This is a genomic window from Tatumella citrea (assembly GCF_002163585.1).
Taxonomy (GTDB): domain Bacteria; phylum Pseudomonadota; class Gammaproteobacteria; order Enterobacterales; family Enterobacteriaceae; genus Tatumella; species Tatumella citrea.
Genome location: NZ_CP015579.1, coordinates 3,066,501 through 3,092,338, shown reverse-complemented (window position 1 = coordinate 3,092,338; position 25,838 = coordinate 3,066,501). Strand labels below are relative to the sequence as shown.

The following is a 25,838-nucleotide window of genomic DNA, read 5'->3' as shown; positions in this document are numbered from 1 at the left end:
TATCACTGAAGCGTGCCAAAATATCGTTTTAAACTGCTATTTCTGTTTATTACCATGACCCGAAGTCAATATGGTGCTGGTGTGAATCACCGGTGACGGAGGAGTGATGCTGTATATTGTGGAGTGTGGTTTTTCGGATCCGGGCAGTGAAGCTGAATGGAATGATTTTTACAGCCAACAGAAGCTACCGGCGTTAATTTCGGTCAGTGGTTTTTTGACCTCTCAACGTTTTCGGGCGACAGATGGCGGATGCCCGAAATATCTTGCAGTTCACACTATCGGAAGCACTGAGGTGTTGCATGGGGAGGAGTATCGTCAAAAAGGGGGGGGTAACTTTTCCCGCTGGCAACCGCATATCACTGACTGGCGACGTAATATTTACTCCGGAGTCTCTCTGGCACCCGCAGTCAGAAAAAATCACTTTTTGCTGATTAGTGAATCCGGGCCCGAACCACTACTTAAAGCTGGCATATCTCCGGAGTATTTGCAGGCGGTCGCCCTGGATCAGTTTCCCTCACAGCGCTGGATAGCCGTTGCCAGTGAGGAAATTTCGGATATTCAGGACCTGTTATCTCAGGGAGTATTTTGTTATCAGCCCATGGCGGACCAACTGACACCGCTTGTCATGTCTGCCTGATATTACGCAGGGCTATTCCGGGTTAGCCAGTCAGAGACTCAGAATAAGCAGAGCAGTTGATAGCGGCTCAGCGTGTGCTGTTGCAGATAACTACTTTCGGCTTTGCCATAAGCAGTGATACCAGACTGAATCGCCTGATGTGTTCAGATTCATCCGGTGATCGCGTAAAACTCAACATCTGTATTGAAGGTCATAACGATGGAATCAGTGGTAAAACAGGTAGGTGAATTCACGATAACCGCTCTCAGTGATGGATTCCTCTCTATTAGTCCGGAGCTCCTTTCCGGCATTACTCCTGAACAGGCGGTCGATTTACAGCTCCAGGCAGGAATTACCGATCCTTCTTCAGTACACATTAACAGTTATCTGGTGCGTGGCCACGGGCGGACCGTGCTGATAGACGCCGGTGCTGGTGGGTTTAAACAGTGGGGAGGAAAGATGACAGCCAGCCTGGCGGGTGCGGGGGTTTTGCCTTCTGACATTGACTGTATCCTTCTTACTCATGCACACCCTGACCATATCGGTGGTCTGACTGATGAAGCAGGACAAGCGCTGTTTCCGCAGGCAGAGTTGGTGGTTCATCAGCAGGAAATTGATTTCTGGCAGGACGATGCCTGCCTGAGTCGTGCAGCAGAACGTGCCCGTGGTAATTTCCTGTTTGCCCGTAATATTTTTGAGTTATACCGGCCAAATATACGTACGTTTAACGCAGGGGAAGTGTTGCCCGGAATTACGGCATTACATCTGCCGGGACATACGGCGGGCCATTGTGGCTATTCACTGAATTCTGGTGACCAGGGATTACTGATTTGGGGCGATATTGTTCACTTCCCGGAAATCCAGATTAGCCACCCCGGAGTAAGTATTGCATTTGATCAGGATCCACAGCTGGCTGCTGACACCCGGTTACGGTTACTGGAACAGGTGAGTGCGGAGCAGTTGTCAGTGGCAGGTATGCATTTCGCCGATGCCGGATTTGGGATGATCCGAAAACAGGGTAAACATTTTCATTTAAGCTACGATCGTTGAGCAATTTCTACTATCACGCAACTTCTGGCAGCCAAAATCATTCTTCATTACTGGGGCATAAATGAGCCGCTATTTGCCCATAAATCAGGTGCTTTTATCCGGTAATTATCCTAAGGTGTAGCGCTGAATTTAGGTGACATATCCGGTTGTACTAAACAGAGATGGCGCCTCTTTGGCCTGTATAGAGATTTTCTGCAATGAAGATAATTTGCCAGTTTGGTGATGATACTGAATTAGCCCGCCTTTGGGCGGAACATCTGCAACAGGCTCTGCCCGGGGCAACGGTGAATGTCTGGGAACGAGGGATGGCGGCGGCAGATTTTGCTATTGTCTGGCAGCCTTCAGCAGAACTTTTTGAACAGCAACCCGGACTGAAAGCGGTATTTAATGCCGGTGCCGGAGTTGATGCTTTCCGTCATATTAATTTGTCCGGTAATGTTCCTGTTTTCCGTCTTGAAGATGCCGGTATGGCTGAGCAGATGAGCGATTATGTCTGCCAGGCGGTATTACATCATTTCCGTGAGATGGACAGCTATGCCCGCCAGGCAGTAACACAGGTCTGGAAAAGCCTGGCACCACGCAGGAAAGATGATTTCCCGGTAGGAATCCTGGGGTTTGGCATTATGGGCAAGGCAGTGGCGCATAGCCTGTGCCATCTCGGGTTTCGGGTCAATGCCTGGACCAGAACCGGGCAGACACAACAAGGTGTTACCTGTTATGTCGGAGATGAGCAGCTTGAGGATTTTCTGGTAGCCAGCCGAATGGTGGTTTGTTTATTGCCATTAACTCCGGCCACCCGGGGGATTTTGTGCGCCAAAAATTTCTCTCACATGCCGCAGGGTTCTTACATTATCAATGTTGGCAGAGGAGGGCATCTGCAGGAAGATGATCTGCTTGCCGCTCTGGATAACGGGAAGATTGCAGGAGCAACTCTGGATGTTTTTCAGCAGGAGCCACTACCGGCAGAGCATCCGTTCTGGCAGCATCCTAAAGTCGTGGTTACTCCACACATTGCCGCAGCGACGCTGATTGAAAATTCCGTCGGGCAAATCGCGCAGAAAATTGTGGCATTAGAAGCCGGGCTACCGGTATCCGGGCAGTTAGATACGGTTCGGGGCTATTAAGCGATTTCCGCAAGCCTTAACCAGCCATTACTGAGACTGTCCCGCATTGCACAATGACACGGATGAGGGACAGCGGGGGGCTTTAACTATTGCCTCAACTCAGCCCGGTCCTTCACCGGCAGCGGCGAGTAACGGTACGACGACGTCACTGACTGGGGTCGGAATTCCGTGCTGTTTACCACGGCGCTGAATAACCCCGTTACGGCAATCCCATTCCAGAGGATGACCTGCCTGGCGATCGGCAAGAATAGATGTTCCCAGATCGGTCGGTGCCAGACGAAATCTGTTGATAATATCCTGAGAAACTGTGTCAGCAAGAGTGGCACCTTCTGCCCGGGCAACTTTCAGTCCCTCTTCAATATAACGCTCAGCCAGGGCGATGATATCGTCACGTCTGAACATTCCGGCACGACGCAGGCTTAATACCATCAGTCCGGCAACCGCATTTTGCAGCAGTTTTCGCCATGCTACAGAGACAAAATCATCGGAAAGATCGACAGCACAACGGGTATCCTGCAATAGAACTTGTACCTGACGGGCCTGAGGCGTGTCCGGCAGAGTGAGCCGTGCATTATCCCGCAACCAGACCAGCGTATCGGATTCCCGTTGGGCCGGAAACCAGACGACGGAAGGTAATACTGTCGCCTGCCCGGTAAGGGGGGCGAATTGCTCTTTTTGCTCAACTCCGTTTTGCAGTACACAGACAACAGTCTCTGGTCCGCACATTTTTTTAAGCCAGGGAGTGATAGCTTCTGTCTGTGTCTGCTTAACGGCGACAAAGATAATATCAAACGGACCTTCAGCTTCCGATGGATCCGTCTTTACCGGACCAGGCACAATGATACTTCCATCATCATGACGTAATTCAAGGTGAGGGTGGGCGGTACGACCAAATATCTGCAGGTGGTGGCCTTTTTCAAACAATGCAGCAGCAATTGTTGTACCAATTGCACCTGGCCCGATGAGGGCAGTTTTTTGTTGTCGGGAAACCATCTTTACTCTCCTAAATTCATTTATCAGGCGAAAAATCAGACACCGCTAAACCAGTTATAGCCCTGATCTTCCCAGTAGCCACCCGGGTAATTATCAGTCACAAAAATAGCCGCAATATGTTTGGCATTTTTAAAACCGAGTTTTGTAGGAACCCTCAGTCGTAGCGGATAGCCGAAATCCGGAGGCAATGCCTGTCCATCAAAATCAAGGGCCAGAATGGTTTGTGGATGCAGGGCGGTCGCCATATCGATACTGGTGTAATAGCGGTCATCACATTTGAATCCGACATATTTGCAGGTCAAATAGGCACCGATATGTTCTAAAAAAGTCTTCAGCGGAATACCCGCCCATTGGCCGATACAACTCCATCCTTCTATACAGATAAGCCGTGTTATCTGGCTGTTTTGCGGAAGGCCCCTGAGTTGCTCCAGAGTCCAGGGCGTGGTGTGACGGACTTTTCCTGAAACTTCCAGCCGGTAGTTAGGGATATCAATATCAGGGACATTGTATTCGGGGTAATAAGCATTAAAGCGAAAAGGTTTGGTCAGTTGATCAGGACGATAAGTTTGGGCCATCTTCTGACCACTGAATAACCAGCTCTGTACTCTGTCATTCCAGCGCGACATCGCCCACAAGACTTTATCAACGTCATCGCCGTCCTGCATGTTACAGCCAGTCAACATAGAAACAGCCCCAAGCGTCAGCCCGGATTTAATCATCAGACGGCGTTCAAGATTGACCAACAATCGCCTTTGATCTGGCTCAGCGATTAATTTTGCAGGTTTTTTCTTCTCAGTCATGGTTCTGTTCCGGGGCATTTTCAGGAGATGCCTGCCCGCCGGTGATCATTGCAGGCAGTGTTTTGGGTACCAGTATCACCATCAAAACATGGATACACACAAACACCACAATCGTACTCATGGCAAAAAAGTGCACATAACGGGCGGTAGCAAATCCCCCCATCAGAGCGACCAGAGAACTGAACTGGACGGGTTTCCAGATAGATAGCCCGGAAAGCACTAATAAGACGCCTGCCAGTAAGACCAACAGGTACATCAGTTTTTGTACTGCATTATAGCTGCGGGAACGGTGAGGCAGGCGAAAGCGCAGCGCCAGAGAAATATCCTGGCCAACAGCGCCGGCAGTTAACGGAAAAAAGCGCCGCCGGAAGTGGCCGCTCAGTATCCCCCAACTCAGGTAAATTAACCCGTTGAGACCCAGTACCCACATTACAGCAAGATGCCAGGCAATATTCCCACCCAGCCAGCCACCAAGGGTAGCTTTTTGCGGGAAGCTGAAACTAAATAGCGGATCGGCGTTATAGATCCCCCAGCCACTCATCACCATGCCAACCATCACCGGCACATTAAGCCAGTGACATAACCGGACAGGCCAGGGGTGGACAGTGGATTTGCGCATGAATATTCCCTTGCCGGAAAAAGCTTCGGACCACCGTTGCTATGGAGGGTAAATGGATGGTAGTCCGAAGCTGTTAAGTTACATCGGTGGAGTAACGCCGTCTTTGCCTGCCGAAATGCGGTTGGCAACCAGGGCACCTGAAGCGTCTTTTGCCGGGAAGAGAATAATATGTGCGCCAGGTTTCAGAAGGCTACGATCACCCGGAGCCAACAGTACGACCGGAACATCATCCGGGACGACTACGGTTTTCTGACCATTCTGATATTTCACGGTCAGGGTCCGGCCATTAGCATTGACCAGTTTACCAACGGTACCGTTAGTCATTGTGTTGACTTTTCCGTCCGGGGATTCGAACGGATTGAAACCTTCACCACTGCCGCGCAGGCTTGGGGCAAAAACATGCACTTCCAGAGCTTTCAGAGTACCGTTAGCCTGTGGAACCGCTGCAGTACCGATAAAGCTGTCAGGTTTGATATCGGACATTTTACCGGTAGTCACTTCAGTGACTTTAGTTTCAGGGGTGAGTTTGACATCCAGCTTTTCGCCCTGACGGGTAGTCAGGTGAAGCTCCGTGGCTGTCACGGAATCAATGGTTCCACGGGTTGGCTTAATGATATGCCCTGCATCGGCCGCGAATGCACCACTGCTTAGTAACAGTGTAGAAAGTAGCAGGCCAGCAAGACGTGAAGATTTCATCATAATACGCTCCGTATTTCTGCACGAAAAAACTGCGGTCAGGGACGTTACATTCCTTTCCCTGAATAATTAACTGCATCTGTTAATAGTAGCCAGATTGAACGAGAAACGGCTCAAGGTCGAGAATTAAACAGCAGAATATTGTGATTAAAGATTTCATAAACAGTATAAAATCCTTACATTGTCATGGGTTATTAGAATGATTACAGACAGGCAGAACATAGGCAGGCAGCGGTGAGTAACGCTATGGTTTAGCCACAGGCTCTTAGCTAAGAACGGAGGAGACTGTGGCAGAAATGAAGCAAACTGTTTACCGGCAAGGTTTACTTCACCGGTTATTGGTGCAGCGAGAGTCCCTTAATGACTTTGTCGATAATTTTTTTCGGACCGCGCATGGCCAGCCCTACCAGGTCCATATTTTCTGCAGGCTCTGCCTGAAATATTTCTCTGTTAGCCTCATCATTTCCCGTTGAAAACATCGGATAAACGTATGGCATCATAACCAGCTCCCGATCAAATCCCCTGGCCTGTACTTTCCTTAATCCTTCAGTATCTGCTGAGAAGATCATTATTGGCTGACCAGCGAGTTTTCCGTACTGACGCCCGCCGGAATCTACATAGGGTTGTCCCATAATCTCCGGGGAATCTGCTGCAATGCCAGTGGCGAGAAACGCTGTGACGTTGAGTTTTTGCCAGACGGCAAGATCTTCACGAATGACAAAAACAATTTTGGTATCGAACATGGTTGCCTGTACTCCAAACATTTCTGAAGAAGCATCTTATGAAATTGTCCGATATCCGTTCTGGAAGATTTGTGCACTTCGTTGATATTGTGCAGGGCTCATGCGATATGCACGCTGAAACCAGCGGCCCATATGGCTTTGATCTGCAAAACCAACGGCTTAAGCAACCACCGCAGGCTCGATTCCGCGAGCCAGCATACTGCGGGCTGTTTTCAGACGCAGCCGTACCCGCCAGGCATGCGGAGACTGGCCAAAAACTTTTTTGAATTGCCGGCTTAAGCGGAACCGGTCAATACCAGTCTGCGCAGATAACTCCTCCAGACTAATATCCAGCTCCATGTTGTCGTGCAAAAAATCTCTGACCTGGTAGATTTTTCTGAGTGAATCATCTGCATGCCCGGCAGAGGAAACCTGACTGATATGGCGGGAAAGCAAAAAGATAAGTTCATCGAGTGACTGGTCACGCGCGAGCCGTCCTTCCTGGTGATGAATCGCAAAAAAAGCCTGACGGATCGCAGTGATCAGCATCTGATCATCCGTAAGGGTGTGGCTGAATGCCGCTCCCAGATCGGAGATGTCACCCAGCCCTCTGCGTTGCATATTTCCACTAACCCAGGTCTGGGGTAAGTAGAGCATCAGATAAGTAAAACCCTCACTTTCGATAGCATGTCCGTCATGAACAGCTCCGGGTTCAATTAAAATTGCCCGGCCGGGATGGCTGGTATGCAGTGTACGATGACAATGAAAACGCTGCAGTCCTTGTTGGGTTACTCCGACCAAAACTTCATCATGATCATGTGCGTCGTAGGCATGGCCGCAAAAATGAGCATGGATACTTTCAATGCCAGTCTGGTGGTCACGTCGAATGTTAACCCAGTCATTTATCACGTTATTCTTGTTCATTTACATAACTGTCTGCGGCAAGTGTTTAACAGGATTCTGACCACATGTGGCGAAGTGACCAGAGGGCAATTATCGTTTGAAACCAGCAGGAGAGTCCTAAGTGTGAAGGCGTACAAGTCAGAAGGCTCACCCCGGAGTTAATTTAGTTTAGCGTAACACCTCGCTGCGTGCCGCCAAAACCCTGCCAGATGTAGCGATGATTTACGAGCCTCCCTACAACTTTTCACGGCAACATTTGTTGATTACCTGAGTGGATTAGATCCTGCAAGTTTCCGGTACTACCGCTGGACCAGGAAGAATCAGAGGAAATTAATATCATGGTTGTCAATTGACAACCCGGGGGGGAGATCAATATGCTTGAGGAAGAGTTATGAGCAGGGCGAAACACCCACACAAAGAGATTGAACAAGCGCTTTTGTATGCAGAAGCTCATGGATGGAAGATTGTGACAGGAGGCAGCCATGCCTGGGGGAAAATGTATTGCCCTGAAAATAATAAATATTGTCGTTGTGGCGAATTTTGTATTCTCTGTGTGTGGTGCACTCCAAAGAACCCGCATAATCATGCCAGAGCACTTCGCCGGATTGTAGACAGATGTGCATATCCTGGCAAAGGCCGTTGCACGGAACATTAAGGAGTTGAAATGGAATTTATCTTCACGCTGAGATACCAACTGTCTGAACTGGATGCTAACCAACATAATATCGTCGGGAGGCTGATTGCTGCAGGATGTGATGATGCCGTCATCGGTGTTGGTCTGCCTGGCAGGTTGGCCCTTGAATTTACAACAGAGTCTGAAAGTGCAGTACAGGCAATCCGGCAGGCTATCACCGGGATAAAAAACGTTGTGCCTTCAGCACTGTTGACTGAAGCTGCCCCCGATCTGGTGGGATTAACGGATGTTGCAGAGCTGGTTGGAGTTTCACGACAAAATATGCGGAAACTGATGCTCGCTTATCCAGGAAACTTTCCTTCTCCGGTCCATGAAGGTAAAACCTCGTTATGGCATCTGACAGATATCCTCAGTTGGTTACAGTTGCGGGGGAATTATCAGATTCCTCAGTGGCTTGCTGAGGTTGCTGTAGCAACCATGCAGGTCAATATCAGCAAAGAAGCCAGCCGGTTAGCCGACAAAGGTCTGCTGGCGTTATCATAGGCGGGTCAAGGCGGGTTGCCTCAACCCGCCCGGGCTGTCTGATGCTCAAACCAGTGACGATGCCAGCGTTTCAGCGGCCTGTTGGTCAGCAGCAAAATAATATCTGACGCCGAAAGACAGAGCTCATAAATGATCCGTCTTAACCAACGATGAGCAGCCTCTTTTTGAAAGCGCGGATGTCAGGCCTGGATAACCGGAATGGGCTCCAGTGCTAAAGGCAGCGAGAAAGCACGGGTTTTTATTCCCATCCGCAATACGGCACTTACAACATGTTCCGGTAACGGCAGAATCAGGTCTGAATTGCCCAACGAGAAAACGCCAGAATGAAATGTTGGTACTACCAGTGAAACCGTTCGTACCAGCCCGGCTTCAGCCAGGCATTTATCCATTGGCCCTCTGGCGCGGCCGCGTCGCGAAACACTGATTTGCTCATAGGCAGCAAAACGCTGAGGGTGACCGGCGCCGAAAAAATAGGGTGATCTTCACGAGCCAGCCCCATAAAACGGGTGGAAAACAGTGACTGAACATGAATATCTTCAGGCATTGGTCGCATTGCACTGATATACAGATCGACCTTACCGTCCCGCAGACTGTCCTCATCACTGCCATTCTCTGCTGTAAACCGGAGTCCGACATTCGGTGCCTGCTGTCGTAATCGCTCCAGTAACTGTCCGCCAAATGCACTGATAAATACATCATTTGCGTGTAAAGAGAATGTGCGGTCCAGTGAGGCTAAATCCAGCGCTGATTCTGGCTGCAACACCTGAATGGCATTTTCCATGGTTTGATGAATCTGTTCACGCAGCGCAAGGGCTCTGGGGGTAGGGACCATTTTCCGGCCATTTTTTACCAGAATAGCATCCCCCAGCTGATCACGGATTCGGGTCAGTGTGCGGCTCATCGCTGGTGGGCTGAGATTCATACGTCTCGCGGCTCCGGTGACTGAACCTTCTTCCAGCAGTGCATCAAGCGCGATAATCAGATTCAGATCTGGATACTTCATTTTTCCGGTTCATCAGCGAATTTTTCTGAGTTATAGCACAGTCAGTCAGCGTTGTACTAACCCTGTCAGGAGCATCGTTGCGGGGTAACGATAAATAAAAAATCTATAACAAAAATAATGTTATTGATTATCATTATCGTTTAATGTTTGAATACTGCCCACCGGAACTGTTCAGTATTATGAATATTTTCGGTGGACAGAGTGCTGACAGAAAATTAATGGCTGGTTTTATGCGACAGATCGCATCAGCTGCAGACACTGATGGCTATCATTTCTTGCCTGCAGCTGTTGGCTCACAGAAAGCTTGTTCCATTGGCGGATGACTGCATCCCCTGCATTGCTGTCGTAATGGTACTTTCTTAAAGAGTAATCAGAATTAGAACCTTCAACGGTTCTTTTCAGTACCTGGGTGAAATCTGTTTCTGATGTGTGCTCTGGTCCTTTAACCACGGCACACAATAGCGACTGATAGTAATCCATTGTCTGTGGTTCCACTTTTTTCGGCCACCACCAGGCAACGATGGCGATAACGAGGATCAGTAACAGGTAAAATTTTCGGCTGCGAAAACCGGAGACAGGAAGTGACATATTCAATTTTTTCGGTATATGGCGGCTAACAATGTTGCTAAATAGTACCACAGGAGTGTCACATTTCTTTAAACCGGCTGCAGATTCAGCTGCTGACTGGTATGAAAAATAATCATTTGGGATGTTTTTATTGCGAAAAGGTATAAATAACTGATTCGGTTATTTTCCAAATGTTTCGTTTCTGTTTTTCATATGTATAATCTCGGCTCATTTTAACTCAGGGTGTCTGATTATGGCCTCTTCATTAAAACAAAAGCCTTTATGGCTAAGAGTATGTAGTTTCTTACTAGGGATCATTCTTGTTCTGACCGCTATAGCGTTTATCTATGGCGGTGTAAAACTGGTTACGTTAGGCGGTAGCTGGTACTTCCTGATCTCCGGCGTTCTGATGCTGATCAGCGGATACCTGTTCCTGCGGAGTCGTTCTGCCGGTGCAGTACTTTATATAGTGACCATGATTGGTACGATAATCTGGGCACTGTCAGACGCCGGGCTTAATTTCTGGCCGTTAATTTCACGTCTGATGTATCCGGGGGGCCTGGCTATTCTGGCTTTCCTGCTCCTGCCATCTCTGCGCCGTTATGAAGAACGTGGTTCAGAATGGAAAGGATCCTATGTGTTAGCGGTACTGTCGATTGTGGCTTTCGCCGTTGCCTTTGGTTATATGTTCGTTCCTCATGATCCGGTCGCTTTTTCTGGTCAGGAAAAACCACTGGTTCCGGTGGACAAAGACCAGATGCAGAAAAACTGGGATAACTACGGTAATACTCCGGGCGGCAGTCGTTTTGTCGCGCTGGACCAGATTAACCGTAACAACGTGTCTGAACTGAAACCAGCCTGGACATTCCACACGGGTGATATTCCGATTAGCCCAACCGGAAATGGTGCTGAAGATCAGGAAACTCCGCTGCAGGTAGGCGATAAAGTGTTCCTGTGTACTCCACACAACAATGTGATTGCGGTAGACGCGGATACCGGTAAGCAAATCTGGAAAGCGGATATTAACGCAAAATCTTCTGTATGGATGCGTTGCCGTGGTCTGGCTTACTTTGATGCGACCAAACCATTACCTCAGCCAACCGTACCGGGCAGTACTCCTCCGGCACCAGTAGCTGCTGTAAATGCGGGTGGTTGTGAACGTCGTATTCTGATGAACACCATCGATGACCGCCTGATTGCTCTGAATGCGGACAACGGTGAGTTCTGCCAGGATTTCGGTGACAAAGGTACCGTTAATTTGTTGACCGGAATGGGTAGTGCACCAGATCCACAATATGTATTAACCTCCGCACCAACGCTGGCTGGTACTACCGTCGTGGTTGGCGGGCGCGTGTCAGATAACGTTAGTGTTGATATGCCTGGTGGTGTGATTCGTGGTTTTGACGTGATCACTGGTCAGTTACGTTGGTCATTCGATACCGGTAATCAGGATCCGAATGCAGTGCTGAAACCGGGCGAGCATTATGTCAGAAGTACCCCGAACTCCTGGGCACCAATGTCGTATGACCCGTCAATGAATACTGTATTCATGCCGATGGGTAGTTCTTCAGTAGATATCTGGGGTGCTAACCGTACTGCTCTGGACCATAAATATGGTGCTTCTATCCTTGCTGTTGATGCAACAACAGGGAAAGAAAAATGGGATTATCAGACGGTCCATAATGACCTGTGGGATTTCGATGTCCCGATGCAACCAAGCCTGATTAATTTCAAAACCAGCGATGGTACTGAAAAACCTGCAGTAGTTATCGGCACCAAAGCAGGACAGATCTATGTACTGGATCGTCTGACTGGTCAGCCTCTGACTAAAGTGGAAAATGTCGCAGTGAAAGGCGGCGGAATTCCTGGTGAACAATATAGCTTTACCCAGCCACGTTCTGTCGGCATGCCGCAGATTGGTGCGCAGACTCTGAAAGAGTCTGACATGTGGGGTGCGACACCGTTTGACCAACTGGCTTGTCGTATCAGCTTTAAATCAATGCGCTATAACGGGCTGTACACCGCTCCGGGCACTGATATATCGCTGAGCTTCCCGGGATCTCTGGGTGGCATGAACTGGGGCAGCCTGTCTACCGATCCGGTAAACCACTATATCTTTGTTAATGATATGCGCCTGGGCCTGTGGCAGCAGTTGGTACCGGCTGATCCAAATGCTAAAACTGGCGTAAATACTGGCGGTGAAGCTGTGAACACCGGTATGGGTGCGGTTCCGATGAAAGGTGCGCCTTACTCTGTGAACAAAAACCGCTTCATGTCCCCACTGGGTATTCCATGTCAGGCACCGCCATTTGGTACGCTGAGTGCTATTGATATGACCACTCAGAAAATCGTCTGGCAGGTACCAGTAGGTACTGTTCAGGATACCGGGCCTTTTGGTATCAAGATGGGTGTGAAAATGCCAATCGGCATGCCAACACTGGGTGGTACTCTGGCAACGCAGGGCGGCCTGGTATTTATTGCCGGGACTCAGGATTACTACCTGCGTGCATTTGACAGCTCAACCGGAAAAGAAGTCTGGAAAGCTCGTTTACCTGTCGGAAGCCAGGGTGGACCAATGAGCTATGTATCGCCGAAAACCGGCAAACAATACATTCTTATTTCTGCCGGTGGTGCCCGTCAGTCACCAGACCGTGGTGATTATGTAATTGCCTACGCACTGGATAAATAATCTGTGCAATTTCTGCCCCCGCAAGGGGGCAGAAGTTTTAATGCAGTAAGAATAACGTAGCTAGTCCCAGAAAGATAAAGAACCCTCCGGTATCTGTCATCGCAGTAATTAATACACTGGATCCAATGGCAGGATCGCGTTTCAGTTTTGTCATTATCAACGGAATCAGTACCCCCATACAGGCGGCAAGCAGCAGGTTAAGAATCATCGCCAGCATCATTACGCCACCCATTGCCAGGTTGTGATACATAAGCCAGGTAATTCCACCCATAATCCCGCCCCAGAATATCCCGTTAATCAATGCCACTCCCACTTCTCTGAGAAACAGGAAGGAAAAATTACCAGGCTCAACCTGATGCAGGGCAAGGGCACGGACTATCATAGTGATGGTCTGATTACCGGTATTACCACCAATACCGGCAACAATTGGCATCAGAGTCGCCAGTGCCACCAGATGTGCAATAGTGTTCTCAAATAAGCCAATCACCCGCGACGCTATAAATGCAGTACACAAATTGAGTGCCAGCCAGGCCCAGCGGTTTTTTACCGCCTTACTTACCGGTGCAAAAACATCCTCTTCCTGGCGTATCCCGCCCATCTTACGAATATTATTTTCGTTCTCCTGATTTACAAGATCGATAATATCTTCGATGGCAATCCTGCCAATCAATCGCTGCTGCTGGTCTGTGACTGCGGCAGATATCAGGTTGTATCTTTCAAAGGCACTGGCAGCATCTTCCGCTTTATCCTGTAACCGGAAGGTGACGGGTGAGTCATTCATTACCTGACTGACCAGACAATGCGGGGCATTCACTAAGATATCTGTCAGCATCAGTTCACCTAACAGGGTGTTATTGCTGTCGGTGATAAAGAGTTTATCGGTGCCGGCAGGAATTTTTCCTTTGCGGCGCAAAAAACGCTGAACGACGCCCAGCCGGACATCATGGCGGGCAGTGAGAAAGTTAAAGTCCATGACTCTGGCTACACCGTCAACATCATTTTTGATGATGTTCAGCAGGTCAGAGCGCTGGCGGGGAGCCAGAGAGGTTAGCAGCCTCCCTGTCAGGTTACGTGGCAAAAACCGGGCCAGCCAGGCCTGGTCATCAATATCCAGTGGTTCGATAGCTTTGAGAATGGCTTTATCTGACATATTCTCTGTCAGACTTTCCCAGACTGTTTCTGAAGCTTCCACTAACACCTGGCCACGACTTTCCACCGGCACCAACTGCCACAGTGCCTGTCGGGCATCTTCCGGCAATGACTCCAGAATGTCTGCAATATCTGCCGCATGAAGTGTGCTGATATCAGAAATGAGTTGCTGGCAATATGCATTCAGCTGCGGGTTATCGAAGGCTGCAGCTTTGTCAGGGTGCGCTAACAGACCGTTAACCAGCGCAGGAGAGTTCAGCAATCTGCTGATGATTTGTTGACGTTTTTGCTGCAATGTTCGGTTTTCTGGTGCTGGCATAAAGCATCCTCTGTTGGGAAACCACAGTGGTTTACCTGAGACAGTTGAGAATAACCATAACCGAAAACTGGCAGGCCGGGGCAGAGAATTTATCAGTCAGTCGCAAGCGCCTCCCGAAAACGTCGCGATTCAGCAAAATCAGATCGATTAAGCTCCCGGGCGGGGGCTTAACCTGGTAACAACTGGCAGGACAGGGAATTATTTTACCGGGGTCTTACGGGCCAGCAGGGTTGCAAAACGCATCCTGATACGTTGTCCGTTAGCATCGGTTTTATGTAACTCCCCGTGGTGCTCATTATATTTAATGATATGCCAGTTACGGTAATAATGGCTCAGTTCCCCGGACTGGAAGGTAAAAGGAAAATCCAGCGGGCAGGGGGTATCCGTGGTGTTCATGGCACAAACAATCAGATTGAACCCATCTTTTGCGGTAGCCGCCTGCATATCGGCTATCAGTTGCGGGATGGTTTCTGGTTGCAGAAACATCATGACTACCGTTGAAAGTATCAACTGATAACTGCCGTTGAAACGGTGCTGGTTGAGATCGACCGATGAGCAGCGGATTCCTGTCAGTTGTTCCTGGTCAATAATGTGCTGCAAATGAGCCAGACTACCAGGGTTGTTATCCCATCCGGTTACATCAAAACCATGGCTGTTCAGGTACAGGCTGTTACGCCCACGGCCACAACCGATATCGAGCGCTTTACCCGAGGTTAAATGTGCTAACGCCTCACGAAGCTCAGAGTGAGGCAGCGAAAGCTGGTATTTATCCGCATAATAGTTATCGGGCTGTAACCCGCTCTGCGTCAGCGGTGCATCCATGATTATTCTGCTCCTGTTACTCTTCTTCTTTCAGATTCAGTTGCCAGCCGGCAACATCCTGCCAGTACTGTTGTTCACGTTCCAGATCCAGCTGGACCAGGGTGTTCTGGCTAAAAAATCCGGAAGGAAAGGTCAGTGTCCAGTGCCCGTCATCTGTATCCAGTATCAAAGATTCAGGATGTGTCGTCGCCTGGCGCTGGTTACTGAGTAACGCAGCCAGCCGCAAAATAAAGATCAACGGCAGAAACTGTTTCTTTTTAAAAGACATAAACCGCGGAAATTCCTCGGCTTTTATACCTTTACGATGATAGCGGACCATGGTGGACAGCAACAGTTGTTGTGCCTGACTAAAGCCAGGCATATTGGAGTTTTGCAGTATATATGCGGAGTGGCGCTGCATGCCGCTGTGATTTATCGACAGCCCGACCTCATGCAACATTGCCGCCCATTGCAGCACTGCTGTTAACTGAGGGTCAGCCAGTTTCTGGTTTTGTTCCTGCCACTGGCTGTGCAAATGCTGTGTTGTTTTCAGAACACGGTTGGCCTGTTCGCTGTCAATTGCATAATGGTTTGCCAGGCTTTGTGCTGTACGGGTACGGATATCCTGATGGCGGAAACGACCTTCCATTTCATACAGAACCCCTTCGCGTAGGGCACCATCTGAATACAACAACTCGCGGATCCCCAGAGAATCAAATACACCACGTAAAATGGCTAGCCCCGGAATAAACACGGTTTTACGATCGTCGGCCAATCCGGGCAAGCTCAATTCATCAAAGGATTTAAACTTAATCACTTCGTCATACAAACGGTCCAGGCCTTCCGGTGTAATAGTTTTTTCTTTTTCACCTAAGGCTTCCAGAACCTCGCAGGCGGCTTTAATCGTTCCGGAAGCACCCAGAGCATATTTCCAGCCCTGTAAACGAAACTGCCAGGCCAGAGTTTCCAGCTTCTGGACTGAAGCCAGCCGTGCACGGCGAAAATTCTCCGGAGAAATGACACCGCCAGGGAAGTAGATATTGGAAAAACTGACGCAACCCATGCGACGACTTTCTACTAACTGCGGTTCAAAGTCTTCACCGATGACCAGTTCTGTGGAACCGCCACCGATATCAATTACCAGTTTGCGGCCTTTTTCAGGCTGAGTATGTTCAACCCCCATAAAAATCAGGCGGGCTTCTTCATTACCCGGAATGATCTCTATCGGGTAAGGAATGATTTCTGCAGCGCGCTGCAAAAACTCTTCGGCGTTATCCACGACTCTGAGAGTGTGGGTACCCACGATAGAAACATTCTCAGGATTAAAGCCTTGAAGGCGCTCGGCAAATAATGCCAGGCAGGCCAGGCCCCGCTGGATACCTTCTTCTGTCAGCTGATTTTTCGGATCGATGGCATCAGCCAGATGAACCCGTTGTTTTAACCGGCTGAGAACCTGTAATGCCCCGTCCACTACGCGGGCAATCACCATATGAAAACTGTTAGAACCGAGGTCTATCGCCGCGAATTCCTGAGGTTTATCTGCTTTACTGGCTGTAGTTGTCATAGGCATTATTCAGGTTGTTCCAGGTTTTTGATGTAGTCATAGATGGCCAGTTGTCCGCGAACTTTGCGGCGGTTACCCCTTGGCACATAACGATTACTCAGCTCTTTATCAATGATTCTTGCTTTAACGGTATCGCTGAACAAAATACCAATCATCTCAAGAATACGTTGCTTTATCTGTGGGTCGAGAATGATCACCGCGACTTCAATACGATAATCGATATTTCTGGTCATCCAGTCTGCTGACGACAGGTAAACTTTCTTGTCACCATTATTTTCGAAAATATAGACTCTGTCATGTTCCAGATAACGATCCAGAATACTGATCACCCGGATATTGGTGCTGATGCCGGGTAAATCAGGAATCAGCGAACACATTCCTCTGACCAGCAGATTAACTTTCACCCCTGCGCTGGAAGCGGCGTACAGGCGATCAATCAGTCCCTTATCAACCAGGTTATTAATTTTCAATGTAATGCCGGCCGGAAGACCTTGCTGTGCATTGGAAATTTCCTGGTCCACTAACTGGTAAAGCATGCGCCGCGAATTTTGCGGAGAGACCATCAGATAGTCAAACGACACCGGGCGGTAAGGGTTTTCAATAAAGCTGAATACCCGGCGAACTTCATTAGTAATCCGGGCATCGGATGTCAGCAGAGAGTAGTCGGTATACAGACGGGCGGTTTTCTCATTGAAATTACCGGTACCGATATGCGCATAACGGACAACTTCTTCACCTTCTCTCCGGGAGATTAAAAATAGTTTAGCGTGGATTTTCAGGCCCGGTGCTGAAAATATGACATGTACTCCGGCTTCCGTCAGCTGTTTGGCCCAGTGAATATTCGCGGCTTCATCGAATCTTGCCTGTAATTCCACAACCACCGTGACTTTTTTACCATTATGGGCTGCGTGGATCATGGCATCCATGATGCGGGAGTTTTTGGCTACCCGATAAATATTGATTTTGATTGATAAAACCGCCGGGTCAAAGGAGGCCTGACGCAAAAATTCGAGCACATGTTCAAAGGTGTGGTAAGGGTAATAAAGCAGGATATCCCTGGCCCGTACGGCATCAAATCCGTTACGGTAAGCGTCAAATCCGAGGTGACGAATTTGCGGCAGTGGTTTATTTTCCAGGTTCCGCTGGCCGACATTCGGGAACTGAATAAAGTCTTTAAAATTGTGATAACGACCGCCTGCCAGGATGGAGTCGTAGTTTGAAACCGACAGCTTTTCACATAACATTTCGACCATAGCGGTGGGCATATCCCGCTGGTATACAAAACGTACCGGTTCAGCGGTCAGTCGCTGTTTCAGGCTGGAAGACATCAGTTCCAGCAAACTCGATTCCATTTCCGTGACCAGGTCATACTCGGCATCACGGGTCATCTTCATCGAATAAGCATTCAGCTCATCATAATCAAAAAAACCTTTGAAGATATCGTCCAGACAATATCTGAGGATGTTATCCAGCAATATCATTGGTTTCTTTCTGCGTGGCGGCTCAGCAGGCAGATTAATAAAACGCGGAACTTTATCTGACGGAATTTCCAGCAGTGCATAGTGGGTGTCTTCACCACGGATGACTTCAACGGCCAGATAGGTGTAATCGTCCTTAAGGAACTGAGCCAGGTCAGTATCACTGTTAATCAGGATTGGCGTCACATGCGGGCGCAGATGCTGGCGAAAATAGTCACGCAGCCAGATTTGCTGATTGACCGAAAGCTGGCGTTCATTAATCAGGAAAATCTGATTACGGGCCATCTCCAGTAGCAGTTCATTGTAGAGAAGATCAAATTCCTGGTCGGCCCGCATTACCCGCTGTTGAATTTTTTTTAGTAGATGGCGGGGGACGGTTACGGAGCCTTGCTCTTCACCAATCAGGATACGACGTTTCAGTTCAGCAAAGCGGACTTTATAAAATTCGTCGAGGTTACTGGAGTAAATACCAAGGAAACGCATTCTTTCGATCAACGGGTTGAGTTTGTCAGCAGCTTCCTGCAGTACCCGTTCATTAAATGATAACCAGCTTAATTCTTTTTCTATATATAGTTTTTCCTGACCCATCCTGACTCCATTTCGCTGTGACAGAACTAAAGCTTCAGTCTCTCATATCATTATGGCGAGAATATGGCAGAAATGTCCATTGCCGGACGGGCAATAAAAAGAGGTATTTAACAGGAAACAATGACAAGGCAGACGCTGTTCTTCTACAGCGTCTGTAGATTAACCGATAGTCCCGGGCTGAAATCCCCCGACAGGAAGCAGTGCGCCATCCAGCCATGCCTGGTGATTCTTCAGTTCGAGACGATTTTGTGCAAACCAGTGGATGACCTGCGGATAAATAATGTGTTCCTGCTGGCGTACCCGTTCCTGTAACTGAGATTCAGTTTCTTCCGGCAGCACCGCGATGCGGGATTGCAGAATAACAGGGCCACCATCCAGCTGTTCGGTCACGAAATGAACTGAAGGGCCATGTTCGGCATCACCATTTTCTAAAACCTGACGATGAGTATTGAGACCCGGGTAGGCGGGTAACAGGGAAGGGTGGATATTGATCATCCGTCCACTATAGTGGCGAACAAATCCTTCACTGAGAATGCGCATATAACCTGCGAGGACAATCAAATCCGGAGAATACTCATCAGCGATGCTCATCAGTTGCTGATCGAATTGCTGACGATCTGCAAAGTCTGACTGTGCCAGTGAACGGGCAGGGATACCGGCCTGTCTGGCAAGTTCGAGGCCACCGGCGCTTGCTTTATTACTGATTACCGCAACAATTTCCGCGCTGCCGTTCAGCTGGCCAGACCTGCAGGCATCAATGATTGCCTGCAGGTTGGTGCCGGTGCCGGAAATCAGGATCACCAGCTTTTTCATCACTTAATAATTACCTGCTCACCATCAGCCGGAGCGGATTCAATCACACCAATTTTCCAGGCTTTTTCACCCGCATCCTGCAGCAGTTGCAGTGCTTTATCGGCGTTGTCCGGGCTCAGTGCGATGACCATACCCACACCACAGTTAAAGGTACGGTACATTTCATGACGGCTGACATTACCTGCCTGTTGCAGCCAACTGAATACTGCCGGCCACTGCCAGCTGGATTCGTCAATGACTGCACGGGTATTTTCTGGTAACACACGTGGGATATTTTCCCAGAAACCACCACCGGTCAGATGCGCAATCGCATGAACGTCAACCTGCTCAATCAGACTCAGGATATTTTTGACGTAGATACGGGTTGGGGTCAGCAGGTGGTCGGCTAATGATTTGCCTTCCAGCTGTTTTACTTCCGGATCGGTCTGACTGACTTCAAGGATTTTGCGAACCAGTGAGTATCCGTTGGAATGAGGCCCACTTGAGCCCAGAGCCAGAAGAACATCACCGTCACTGACTTTGCTGCCATCAATAATTTCTGATTTCTCAACCACTCCGACACAGAAACCAGCAACATCGTAATCTTCACCGTGATACATACCTGGCATTTCAGCGGTCTCGCCACCGACCAGAGCACAACCAGACTGTGAACAGCCTTCGGCAATTCCGCTGATAACTGCAGCAGCGGTGTCAACATCCAGTTTGCCGGTAGCGTAATAATCCAGGAAAAACAGTGGTTCAGCACCCTGTACAACCAGGTCATTGACACACATTGCCACCAGATCAATACCGATATGGTCATGACGTTTCAGATCCATGGCTAAACGCAGTTTAGTGCCTACGCCATCTGTGCCTGAAACCAGAATCGGTTCACGGTATTTTTGTGGTAAGGCGCACAGTGCACCAAAACCACCGAGTCCGCCCATCACTTCCGGACGGCGGGTTTTTTTAACTACGCCTTTAATGCGATCAACCAGATCATTCCCGGCATCAATATCAACACCGGCATCTTTATAACTGAGAGTGGTTTTGTCGGTCACTGCAGAATCCCCACGCGAATTGCGGTTGGTGGTTTAAATAGAGCGGGGCTATTCTATCAGTGCAGGCAAACGTTTGCGAGTCTGATGTGCAGCGGAAATTATCTGTCTGCAGGTTTGAGTCCATTCCCCGTAACAGCAATAAAAAATTGTAGCTGTTTGATGTATAGCAGTATTAGCACTGGTAAAAAAGCGCTATAATCCGGCGATTTTTTTTAGCTCAACACATTCCGGGAGAAGAATAATGAAGATCGTGGAAGTCAGACACCCGCTGGTCAGACATAAACTGGGCCTGATGCGTGAGCATGATGTCAGCACCAAACGTTTTCGCGAACTCGCATCTGAAGTTGGCAGTTTGCTGACCTATGAAGCGACTGCTGATCTGGAAACAGAAACCGTGACAATCGAAGGATGGAACGGTCCTGTCGAAATTGATCAAATTAAAGGCAAGAAAATCACTGTAGTTCCGATTTTACGTGCCGGGCTTGGGATGATGAACGGGGTTCTGGAACATGTTCCAAGCGCAAGAATCAGCGTAGTCGGCGTGTACCGCGATGAGAAAACTCTTGAGCCGGTACCGTATTTTCAGAAACTGGCCTCCAATATGGATGAGCGTATGGCGCTGGTGGTGGACCCGATGCTGGCGACCGGGGGATCAATGATTGCCACTATTGATCTGCTTAAGAAATCTGGCTGTTTTGCTATCAAAGTGCTGGTACTGGTGGCGGCTCCGGAAGGTATTGCTGCGTTGGAAAAAGCACATCCGGATGTCGAGTTGTATACGGCCTCTATTGACCAGGGATTAAATGAGCATGGCTATATTATCCCGGGACTGGGTGATGCCGGTGATAAAATCTTTGGTACTAAATAATCAATAAATCTGTGTGGGGCAATACAGAGATGCATACCCGGCGTTTGAACAGCAGTTTACTCCGCTGTAACGGTGACTCGTGGTTACTGTCTTTTCTGCCATTGCCCGCTGATAGCAACACTGCATTTAAAATAACGGTGATGTCACCGTTTTTTTTCGCCGGAAGATACCAGCAGCAGTGTGTATTTCAGGACCGACATTTTGTCGGTTTTTTTATGTCCGTATCATTTTAAGGGGATATACAGCATGACCCGGCGTACTATTGCAGTGGATGAAAGACCTCCGTTACTTCAGACCATACCGCTCAGCCTGCAGCACCTGTTCGCAATGTTTGGTGCAACGGTGTTGGTGCCTATTTTATTTCATGTAAATCCGGCGACAATTCTGCTGTTTAACGGAATTGGCACTTTGCTGTATCTGTTTATCTGTAAAGGAAAGATACCCGCCTATCTGGGATCCAGTTTTGCGTTTATTTCTCCGGTATTGCTGCTGTTGCCTCAGGGATATGAGGTTGCTTTAGGTGGCTTTATATTGTGTGGAGTCTTGTTTTGCCTGGTCGGACTGATTGTTAAAAAAGCAGGTACCGGCTGGCTGAATGTGATGTTCCCTCCGGCGGCAATGGGGGCCATCGTTGCTATTATTGGTCTGGAACTGGCCAGCGTAGCGGCAGGTATGGCTGGCTTACTGCCAGCTAACGGTGTTGCTGTAGACAGCAAAACGGTGATTGTTTCACTGGTAACCTTAGCTGTAACGGTTTTTGGTTCAGTACTGTTCCGTGGTTTTCTGGCGATTATTCCCATTCTGATTGGTGTCGTAGTGGGTTACGTTGTTGCCTCCTTTATGGGAATGGTGAACTGGACCGGCGTTGAGCAGGCACACTGGTTTGCCTTACCTACCTTTTATAAACCCCGTTTTGAATGGGCGGCAATGCTGACAGTACTTCCTGCCGCATTAGTCGTTATTGCTGAGCATGTCGGACATCTGGTGGTCACCGCAAACATCGTTAAGCGTGATTTGATTAAAGATCCTGGTCTGCATCGTTCAATGTTTGCTAACGGCCTGTCTACGGTGATTTCCGGATTTTTCGGTTCCACTCCAAATACCACTTATGGTGAAAACATCGGTGTAATGGCCATTACCCGTGTCTACAGTACCTGGGTTATTGGCGGTGCCGCTGTCATTGCTATCTGCCTGTCATGCATCGGAAAACTGGCGGCAATTATTCAGGCGATTCCGGTTCCCGTGATGGGCGGTGTCTCCCTGCTGTTGTACGGAGTGATTGGCGCTTCCGGGATTCGTGTGCTGATTGACTCTAAAGTGGATTACAGCAAGGCGAAAAACCTGATGCTGACTGCGATTATTTTAATTATCGGAGTGAGTGGGGCGAAAATTCAGATTGGAGCCGTGGAACTTAAAGGTATGGCGCTGGCAACTGTGGTCGGTGTGGTACTGAGTGTGATCTTCCATGTAATAAGTCTGGTTCGCCCTGACGAGGAAGATGACGCCGCGGTGTAGCGTCTGAGTGTTAAAGCAGGCAACCCTGAGTTGCCTGATTCATATCGACAGGGAAGTTGTGATAAACTCGAATAGTTTCTTGCGAGTTATGCTGAGGTATACCTGAACACGCCGGCGCAATTGTCATTGCCACTTTATTTGCCAGACGACGAAACCTTCGCCAGCTTCTGGCCGGGTTCAAATTCGTCTTTACTGGCTGCGCTCAAAGGAGCGCTCGATCAGCAGCATGGTGGTTATATCTATTTTTGGTCCCGCGAAGGTGGGGGCAGAAGCCATTTGCTGCATGCTGCGTGTACGGAAATCTCATCCCGTGACGAAGCGGTAGGATATGTGCCTCTGGATAAACGAACCTGGTTTGTACCGGAAGTGCTGGAAGGAATGGAACATCTGGCACTGGTATGCATTGATAATATTGAGTGTATTGCCGGTGATGAAGCCTGGGAGATGGCCATATTTGACCTGTATAACCGGATACTGGAAACCGGAAAAACCCGGTTGCTGATTACCGGCGATCGACCTCCACGGCAGCTGAGTCTTAAACTGGCTGATCTCGCCTCACGGCTGGACTGGGGGCAAATCTACCGTCTGCAGCCATTATCCGATGAAGAAAAATTACAGGCACTGCAACTTCGTTCAGGATTGCGGGGGTTTGAATTACCGGAAGATGTCGGGCGGTTTCTGTTAAAACGACTCGACAGAGAAATGCGTACTTTGTTTGAAACGCTGGACAGACTGGATCATGCTTCGATCACTGCCCAGCGCAAACTAACCATTCCGTTTGTAAAAGAGACCCTCGGACTTTAGTCCTGCAGGATAGTCAGAACATTCTCCGGTGGCCTGCCAAGTCTGGCCTGATCGCCATTCACGACAATGGGGCGCTCAATCAGTTTGGGATGTTCTGCCATCGCAGTCAGCAGGGCTTCATCACTTAATGTGGGTGAAGCCAGTCCGAGCTGTTTATATACCTCTTCCCCTTTGCGCATTAACTGACGCGGTTCAGAGAATCCTAGTTTTTTTAGCAGGTTTTTCAGCGTAGCAACCTCTGGCGGGTTATCCAGATAAAGGATAACTTCCGGGGTAATACCTTGTTGTTGCAACAGTTGCAGTGTTTCGCGGCTCTTTGAACAACGGGGATTATGATAAATTTGTATCGTCATTATTTACGATCCTTTCTGATACTGTCGGAAGCGTTGTTGCAGCTGGCGGAGCTGGTCGATCCGGGCATCATAACGTGCCTGTTTCAGGCTGCCAACCGGCGACTGTGCGCTGGCGCTGCTCAGTGCTCTTATCGCCTGATCAAGCTGACCATTAAGTGCCAGCCCCTGTGCCTGGTCAAACAGCACTTCATCACTGAGTCCCTGGGCGGCATTGGCCTGCCCCAGTAAATCCCAGCCGTTAGGATCATCCGGGTAAGACCAGGTATAGCGGTTTAGTAGTTTACTGGCATTAGCTGGCTGTCCGGCCTGCAAATAAGCATTGGCCAGGTTTAACTGAATCACCGGGTTCTTCTGCGGACTGCTGGCTGAAGTCAACATACTGACGGCGGCGGCTGGTTGTTTCAGTCCAATATCAATATCGGTCATGATATCCAGAAACCACGGATTAGACGGCTGACTTTGTAGCAGTGGCTGGATGATATTTTTCGCATCCTGGAATTTCTTTGCCTCAAGGAACTGTACCGCTTTACCGTATTTTGCCGCCAGTTGCTGACGGACATTACCCCTGGCATATTGTGCCAGTACGTCATCCAGCAGGCCGCTGCTGTCCGGGAGCTGAGAAGTTCCGTACATTCCCATGATACGAACTTTGGCAAAAAAGAAATCCTGTGAAGAGTGAGCAACTACCCGTGGCATCTGGTTAGCCCTGTCGCGGGCATCAGCCAGACGGCTGTCAGGAAGTGGGTGAGTTAGCAGAATTTCCGGAGGTTTCGAAGCATAGCGGGTCTGGTCGGCAAGTTTCTGTAAGAAAGCCGGCATGGCTTGCGGGTCAAAACCTGAACGTTGCAGTACCTGTATTCCTATGCGGTCCGCTTCCTTCTCATTTTCCTGAGTAAAACTGATCATTCCCTGCTGCGTCCCGGCCAGAGTGCCGGTTAATGCCGCCATTCCGGCTTCAGGATTGGCAATGGCCAGTAATATTGAACCTAAAGCACCTACCCAGGTAAGCGGAGCACTGCGTTTTTGCGCTTCCATTGCTCTGGCTAAATGCCGTTGGGTAACGTGCGAAATTTCGTGGGCCATCACTGAAGCAAGCTGACTTTCATTATCGGTATAGCGAAATATCGCTGAATGCAGCACGACATTTCCGCCAAAAAAAGCGAAAGCATTCAGTTCATCATTTTGAATCAGATAAAAATGAAAGGGTGTTTTGACTGACCAGGCATGAGCAACCAGCCTCTGACCAATACTATTGATATATCCGGTCAGCAATGGATCGTTAATCAGTGGCGAGCTTCCACGCAGTTCGCGGACGTAAAAATCCCCAATCTGCAATTCCTGATTGATTGACAGCGTCGCCCCGGCCGTGGTTCCAATATCCGGCAGTGTATCCGTCACATCGGCTAAAGATGCCGGTATTGCCCCGGATACTGAGGTTACTAACATCAAAGCTGCCAGCGTTTTGTTGAATGAGTATCTCATCACTTCTCCCTGTTCGTCGGCCACGAAATTTTTGACTCTGATACTGGCCGGAGGTTCACGGAAAGTGACCTGCTGCGTGTCGTCGTCATCCGGCAGATCCTTTGA

At 49.0% G+C, this 25,838-nt stretch carries 24 protein-coding genes and 1 pseudogene; 8 read left to right on the top strand and 17 right to left on the bottom strand.

The window, feature by feature from the left end; all coding sequences use genetic code 11:
* Positions 1-106 precede the first annotated feature (106 nt).
* The 3 genes from A7K98_RS14800 (at position 107) to A7K98_RS14790 (ending at position 2,790) form a co-directional block, all read left to right on the top strand.
* Entirely contained in the window at positions 107-637 is a 531-nt protein-coding gene (locus A7K98_RS14800) for a sugar ABC transporter (protein WP_087489257.1), read from the top strand.
* Positions 638-835: 198 nt separating this feature from the next.
* On the top strand, positions 836-1,666 hold the full coding sequence (locus A7K98_RS14795) for an MBL fold metallo-hydrolase (protein WP_087489256.1): 831 nt from the start codon (positions 836-838) through the stop codon (positions 1,664-1,666).
* A gap of 197 nt (positions 1,667-1,863) precedes the next feature.
* Positions 1,864-2,790, top strand: coding sequence for a 2-hydroxyacid dehydrogenase (locus A7K98_RS14790; RefSeq protein WP_087489255.1), 927 nt, complete (start codon positions 1,864-1,866; stop codon positions 2,788-2,790).
* Between the two features lie 99 nt (positions 2,791-2,889).
* Here A7K98_RS14790 and A7K98_RS14785 read toward each other — a convergent pair whose 3' ends face one another.
* The 6 genes and pseudogenes from A7K98_RS14785 to A7K98_RS14760 all read right to left on the bottom strand — a co-directional run.
* Positions 2,890-3,783, bottom strand: a complete 894-nt coding sequence (locus A7K98_RS14785) for an oxidoreductase (protein ID WP_087489254.1) — start codon at positions 3,781-3,783, stop codon at positions 2,890-2,892.
* A 35-nt stretch (positions 3,784-3,818) separates the two neighbouring features.
* Positions 3,819-4,583, bottom strand: a complete 765-nt coding sequence (locus tag A7K98_RS14780) for a molybdopterin-dependent oxidoreductase (RefSeq protein WP_087489253.1) — start codon at positions 4,581-4,583, stop codon at positions 3,819-3,821.
* A complete protein-coding gene (locus A7K98_RS14775; protein ID WP_087489252.1) occupies positions 4,576-5,202 on the bottom strand; it encodes a cytochrome b/b6 domain-containing protein in 627 nt (208 codons plus the stop codon). The genes A7K98_RS14780 and A7K98_RS14775 overlap by 8 nt, the downstream gene beginning before the upstream one ends.
* 78 nt (positions 5,203-5,280) lie before the next feature.
* Complete coding sequence (locus tag A7K98_RS14770) at positions 5,281-5,901, bottom strand: hypothetical protein (protein ID WP_087489251.1); 621 nt, start codon at positions 5,899-5,901, stop codon at positions 5,281-5,283.
* 332 nt (positions 5,902-6,233) lie between these two features.
* Positions 6,234-6,641: a DUF2000 family protein gene (locus A7K98_RS14765; RefSeq protein WP_087490529.1), complete on the bottom strand. Its 408-nt coding sequence runs from the start codon at positions 6,639-6,641 to the stop codon at positions 6,234-6,236.
* Positions 6,642-6,696: 55 nt separating this feature from the next.
* A pseudogene (locus A7K98_RS14760) lies at positions 6,697-7,544 on the bottom strand (helix-turn-helix domain-containing protein); the annotation flags it as partial.
* Between the two features lie 643 nt (positions 7,545-8,187).
* On the opposite strand from A7K98_RS14760, the gene A7K98_RS14750 reads away from it, so the two are divergent.
* Positions 8,188-8,700 (top strand): helix-turn-helix transcriptional regulator, encoded by a 513-nt coding sequence (locus A7K98_RS14750; protein WP_087489249.1) that lies wholly within the window; start codon positions 8,188-8,190, stop codon positions 8,698-8,700.
* Between the two features lie 179 nt (positions 8,701-8,879).
* Here A7K98_RS14750 and A7K98_RS21600 read toward each other — a convergent pair whose 3' ends face one another.
* From A7K98_RS21600 to A7K98_RS14740, 3 genes are all read right to left on the bottom strand, one after another.
* The gene (locus tag A7K98_RS21600; RefSeq protein WP_232461548.1) at positions 8,880-9,089 is read right to left on the bottom strand and encodes a type 2 periplasmic-binding domain-containing protein; all 210 of its coding nucleotides are present in this window, start codon (positions 9,087-9,089) and stop codon (positions 8,880-8,882) included.
* Positions 9,038-9,703 (bottom strand): LysR family transcriptional regulator, encoded by a 666-nt coding sequence (locus A7K98_RS14745; protein ID WP_232461547.1) that lies wholly within the window; start codon positions 9,701-9,703, stop codon positions 9,038-9,040. Before A7K98_RS14745 ends, A7K98_RS21600 begins: the two co-directional genes overlap by 52 nt.
* A gap of 228 nt (positions 9,704-9,931) precedes the next feature.
* Entirely contained in the window at positions 9,932-10,291 is a 360-nt protein-coding gene (locus A7K98_RS14740) for a hypothetical protein (protein ID WP_087489248.1), read from the bottom strand.
* 232 nt (positions 10,292-10,523) lie between these two features.
* Here A7K98_RS14740 and A7K98_RS14735 point away from each other — a divergent pair, with 232 nt between their 5' ends.
* A complete protein-coding gene (locus A7K98_RS14735) occupies positions 10,524-12,959 on the top strand; it encodes a glucose/quinate/shikimate family membrane-bound PQQ-dependent dehydrogenase (RefSeq protein ID WP_087489247.1) in 2,436 nt (811 codons plus the stop codon).
* A gap of 37 nt (positions 12,960-12,996) precedes the next feature.
* On the opposite strand, the gene mgtE is transcribed toward A7K98_RS14735, so the two are convergent.
* From mgtE to purM, 6 genes are all read right to left on the bottom strand, one after another.
* The gene (mgtE, locus tag A7K98_RS14730) at positions 12,997-14,427 is read right to left on the bottom strand and encodes a magnesium transporter (RefSeq protein ID WP_087489246.1); all 1,431 of its coding nucleotides are present in this window, start codon (positions 14,425-14,427) and stop codon (positions 12,997-12,999) included.
* A gap of 198 nt (positions 14,428-14,625) precedes the next feature.
* Positions 14,626-15,249 carry a tellurite resistance methyltransferase TehB gene (gene tehB / locus A7K98_RS14725; protein WP_087489245.1) on the bottom strand — a complete coding sequence of 208 codons (624 nt, stop codon included), beginning with the start codon at positions 15,247-15,249 and terminating at the stop codon, positions 14,626-14,628.
* Between the two features lie 16 nt (positions 15,250-15,265).
* Positions 15,266-16,792, bottom strand: a complete 1,527-nt coding sequence (gene ppx / locus A7K98_RS14720) for an exopolyphosphatase (protein ID WP_087490528.1) — start codon at positions 16,790-16,792, stop codon at positions 15,266-15,268.
* Between the two features lie 5 nt (positions 16,793-16,797).
* The gene (gene ppk1, locus A7K98_RS14715; RefSeq protein ID WP_087489244.1) at positions 16,798-18,858 is read right to left on the bottom strand and encodes a polyphosphate kinase 1; all 2,061 of its coding nucleotides are present in this window, start codon (positions 18,856-18,858) and stop codon (positions 16,798-16,800) included.
* Between the two features lie 159 nt (positions 18,859-19,017).
* Positions 19,018-19,671 (bottom strand): phosphoribosylglycinamide formyltransferase, encoded by a 654-nt coding sequence (gene purN, locus A7K98_RS14710; RefSeq protein WP_087489243.1) that lies wholly within the window; start codon positions 19,669-19,671, stop codon positions 19,018-19,020.
* Positions 19,671-20,711 carry a phosphoribosylformylglycinamidine cyclo-ligase gene (gene purM, locus A7K98_RS14705; RefSeq protein ID WP_087489242.1) on the bottom strand — a complete coding sequence of 347 codons (1,041 nt, stop codon included), beginning with the start codon at positions 20,709-20,711 and terminating at the stop codon, positions 19,671-19,673. The genes purN and purM overlap by 1 nt, the downstream gene beginning before the upstream one ends.
* A 241-nt stretch (positions 20,712-20,952) precedes the next feature.
* Here purM and upp point away from each other — a divergent pair, with 241 nt between their 5' ends.
* The 3 genes from upp (at position 20,953) to hda (ending at position 23,898) form a co-directional block, all read left to right on the top strand.
* On the top strand, positions 20,953-21,579 hold the full coding sequence (upp, locus tag A7K98_RS14700) for a uracil phosphoribosyltransferase (protein WP_038022096.1): 627 nt from the start codon (positions 20,953-20,955) through the stop codon (positions 21,577-21,579).
* A 246-nt stretch (positions 21,580-21,825) separates the two neighbouring features.
* Positions 21,826-23,094 carry a uracil permease gene (uraA, locus tag A7K98_RS14690; protein ID WP_087489240.1) on the top strand — a complete coding sequence of 423 codons (1,269 nt, stop codon included), beginning with the start codon at positions 21,826-21,828 and terminating at the stop codon, positions 23,092-23,094.
* Between the two features lie 102 nt (positions 23,095-23,196).
* On the top strand, positions 23,197-23,898 hold the full coding sequence (gene hda, locus A7K98_RS14685) for a DnaA inactivator Hda (protein WP_087489239.1): 702 nt from the start codon (positions 23,197-23,199) through the stop codon (positions 23,896-23,898).
* Here the strand turns inward: hda and arsC are convergent.
* Together arsC and bepA are read right to left on the bottom strand one after the other, a co-directional pair.
* A complete protein-coding gene (gene arsC / locus A7K98_RS14680; RefSeq protein WP_087489238.1) occupies positions 23,895-24,251 on the bottom strand; it encodes an arsenate reductase (glutaredoxin) in 357 nt (118 codons plus the stop codon). The two genes, hda and arsC, sit on opposite strands and share 4 nt — an antisense overlap.
* A 3-nt stretch (positions 24,252-24,254) precedes the next feature.
* Complete coding sequence (gene bepA, locus A7K98_RS14675) at positions 24,255-25,733, bottom strand: beta-barrel assembly-enhancing protease (RefSeq protein ID WP_087489237.1); 1,479 nt, start codon at positions 25,731-25,733, stop codon at positions 24,255-24,257.
* Positions 25,734-25,838: the final 105 nt, after the last annotated feature.

Bases quoted from the DNA above. Each gene is read 5' to 3' on its own strand.
- A7K98_RS14795 (WP_087489256.1), top strand. From the start codon at position 836: ATGGAATCAGTGGTAAAACAGGTAGGTGAATTCACGATAACCGCTCTC.
- A7K98_RS14785 (WP_087489254.1), bottom strand. From the start codon at position 3,783: ATGGTTTCCCGACAACAAAAAACTGCCCTCATCGGGCCAGGTGCAATT.
- purN (WP_087489243.1), bottom strand. From the start codon at position 19,671: ATGAAAAAGCTGGTGATCCTGATTTCCGGCACCGGCACCAACCTGCAG.
- A7K98_RS14780 (WP_087489253.1), bottom strand. From the start codon at position 4,583: ATGACTGAGAAGAAAAAACCTGCAAAATTAATCGCTGAGCCAGATCAA.
- A7K98_RS14800 (WP_087489257.1), top strand. From the start codon at position 107: ATGCTGTATATTGTGGAGTGTGGTTTTTCGGATCCGGGCAGTGAAGCT.
- ppx (WP_087490528.1), bottom strand. From the start codon at position 16,792: ATGACAACTACAGCCAGTAAAGCAGATAAACCTCAGGAATTCGCGGCG.
- upp (WP_038022096.1), top strand. From the start codon at position 20,953: ATGAAGATCGTGGAAGTCAGACACCCGCTGGTCAGACATAAACTGGGC.
- A7K98_RS14735 (WP_087489247.1), top strand. From the start codon at position 10,524: ATGGCCTCTTCATTAAAACAAAAGCCTTTATGGCTAAGAGTATGTAGT.
- arsC (WP_087489238.1), bottom strand. From the start codon at position 24,251: ATGACGATACAAATTTATCATAATCCCCGTTGTTCAAAGAGCCGCGAA.
- bepA (WP_087489237.1), bottom strand. From the start codon at position 25,733: ATGAGATACTCATTCAACAAAACGCTGGCAGCTTTGATGTTAGTAACC.
- A7K98_RS14775 (WP_087489252.1), bottom strand. From the start codon at position 5,202: ATGCGCAAATCCACTGTCCACCCCTGGCCTGTCCGGTTATGTCACTGG.
- A7K98_RS14750 (WP_087489249.1), top strand. From the start codon at position 8,188: ATGGAATTTATCTTCACGCTGAGATACCAACTGTCTGAACTGGATGCT.
- tehB (WP_087489245.1), bottom strand. From the start codon at position 15,249: ATGGATGCACCGCTGACGCAGAGCGGGTTACAGCCCGATAACTATTAT.
- mgtE (WP_087489246.1), bottom strand. From the start codon at position 14,427: ATGCCAGCACCAGAAAACCGAACATTGCAGCAAAAACGTCAACAAATC.
- A7K98_RS14770 (WP_087489251.1), bottom strand. From the start codon at position 5,901: ATGATGAAATCTTCACGTCTTGCTGGCCTGCTACTTTCTACACTGTTA.
- A7K98_RS14765 (WP_087490529.1), bottom strand. From the start codon at position 6,641: ATGTTCGATACCAAAATTGTTTTTGTCATTCGTGAAGATCTTGCCGTC.
- A7K98_RS14740 (WP_087489248.1), bottom strand. From the start codon at position 10,291: ATGTCACTTCCTGTCTCCGGTTTTCGCAGCCGAAAATTTTACCTGTTA.
- uraA (WP_087489240.1), top strand. From the start codon at position 21,826: ATGACCCGGCGTACTATTGCAGTGGATGAAAGACCTCCGTTACTTCAG.
- A7K98_RS14790 (WP_087489255.1), top strand. From the start codon at position 1,864: ATGAAGATAATTTGCCAGTTTGGTGATGATACTGAATTAGCCCGCCTT.
- ppk1 (WP_087489244.1), bottom strand. From the start codon at position 18,858: ATGGGTCAGGAAAAACTATATATAGAAAAAGAATTAAGCTGGTTATCA.
- A7K98_RS14745 (WP_232461547.1), bottom strand. From the start codon at position 9,703: ATGAAGTATCCAGATCTGAATCTGATTATCGCGCTTGATGCACTGCTG.
- A7K98_RS21600 (WP_232461548.1), bottom strand. From the start codon at position 9,089: ATGGATAAATGCCTGGCTGAAGCCGGGCTGGTACGAACGGTTTCACTG.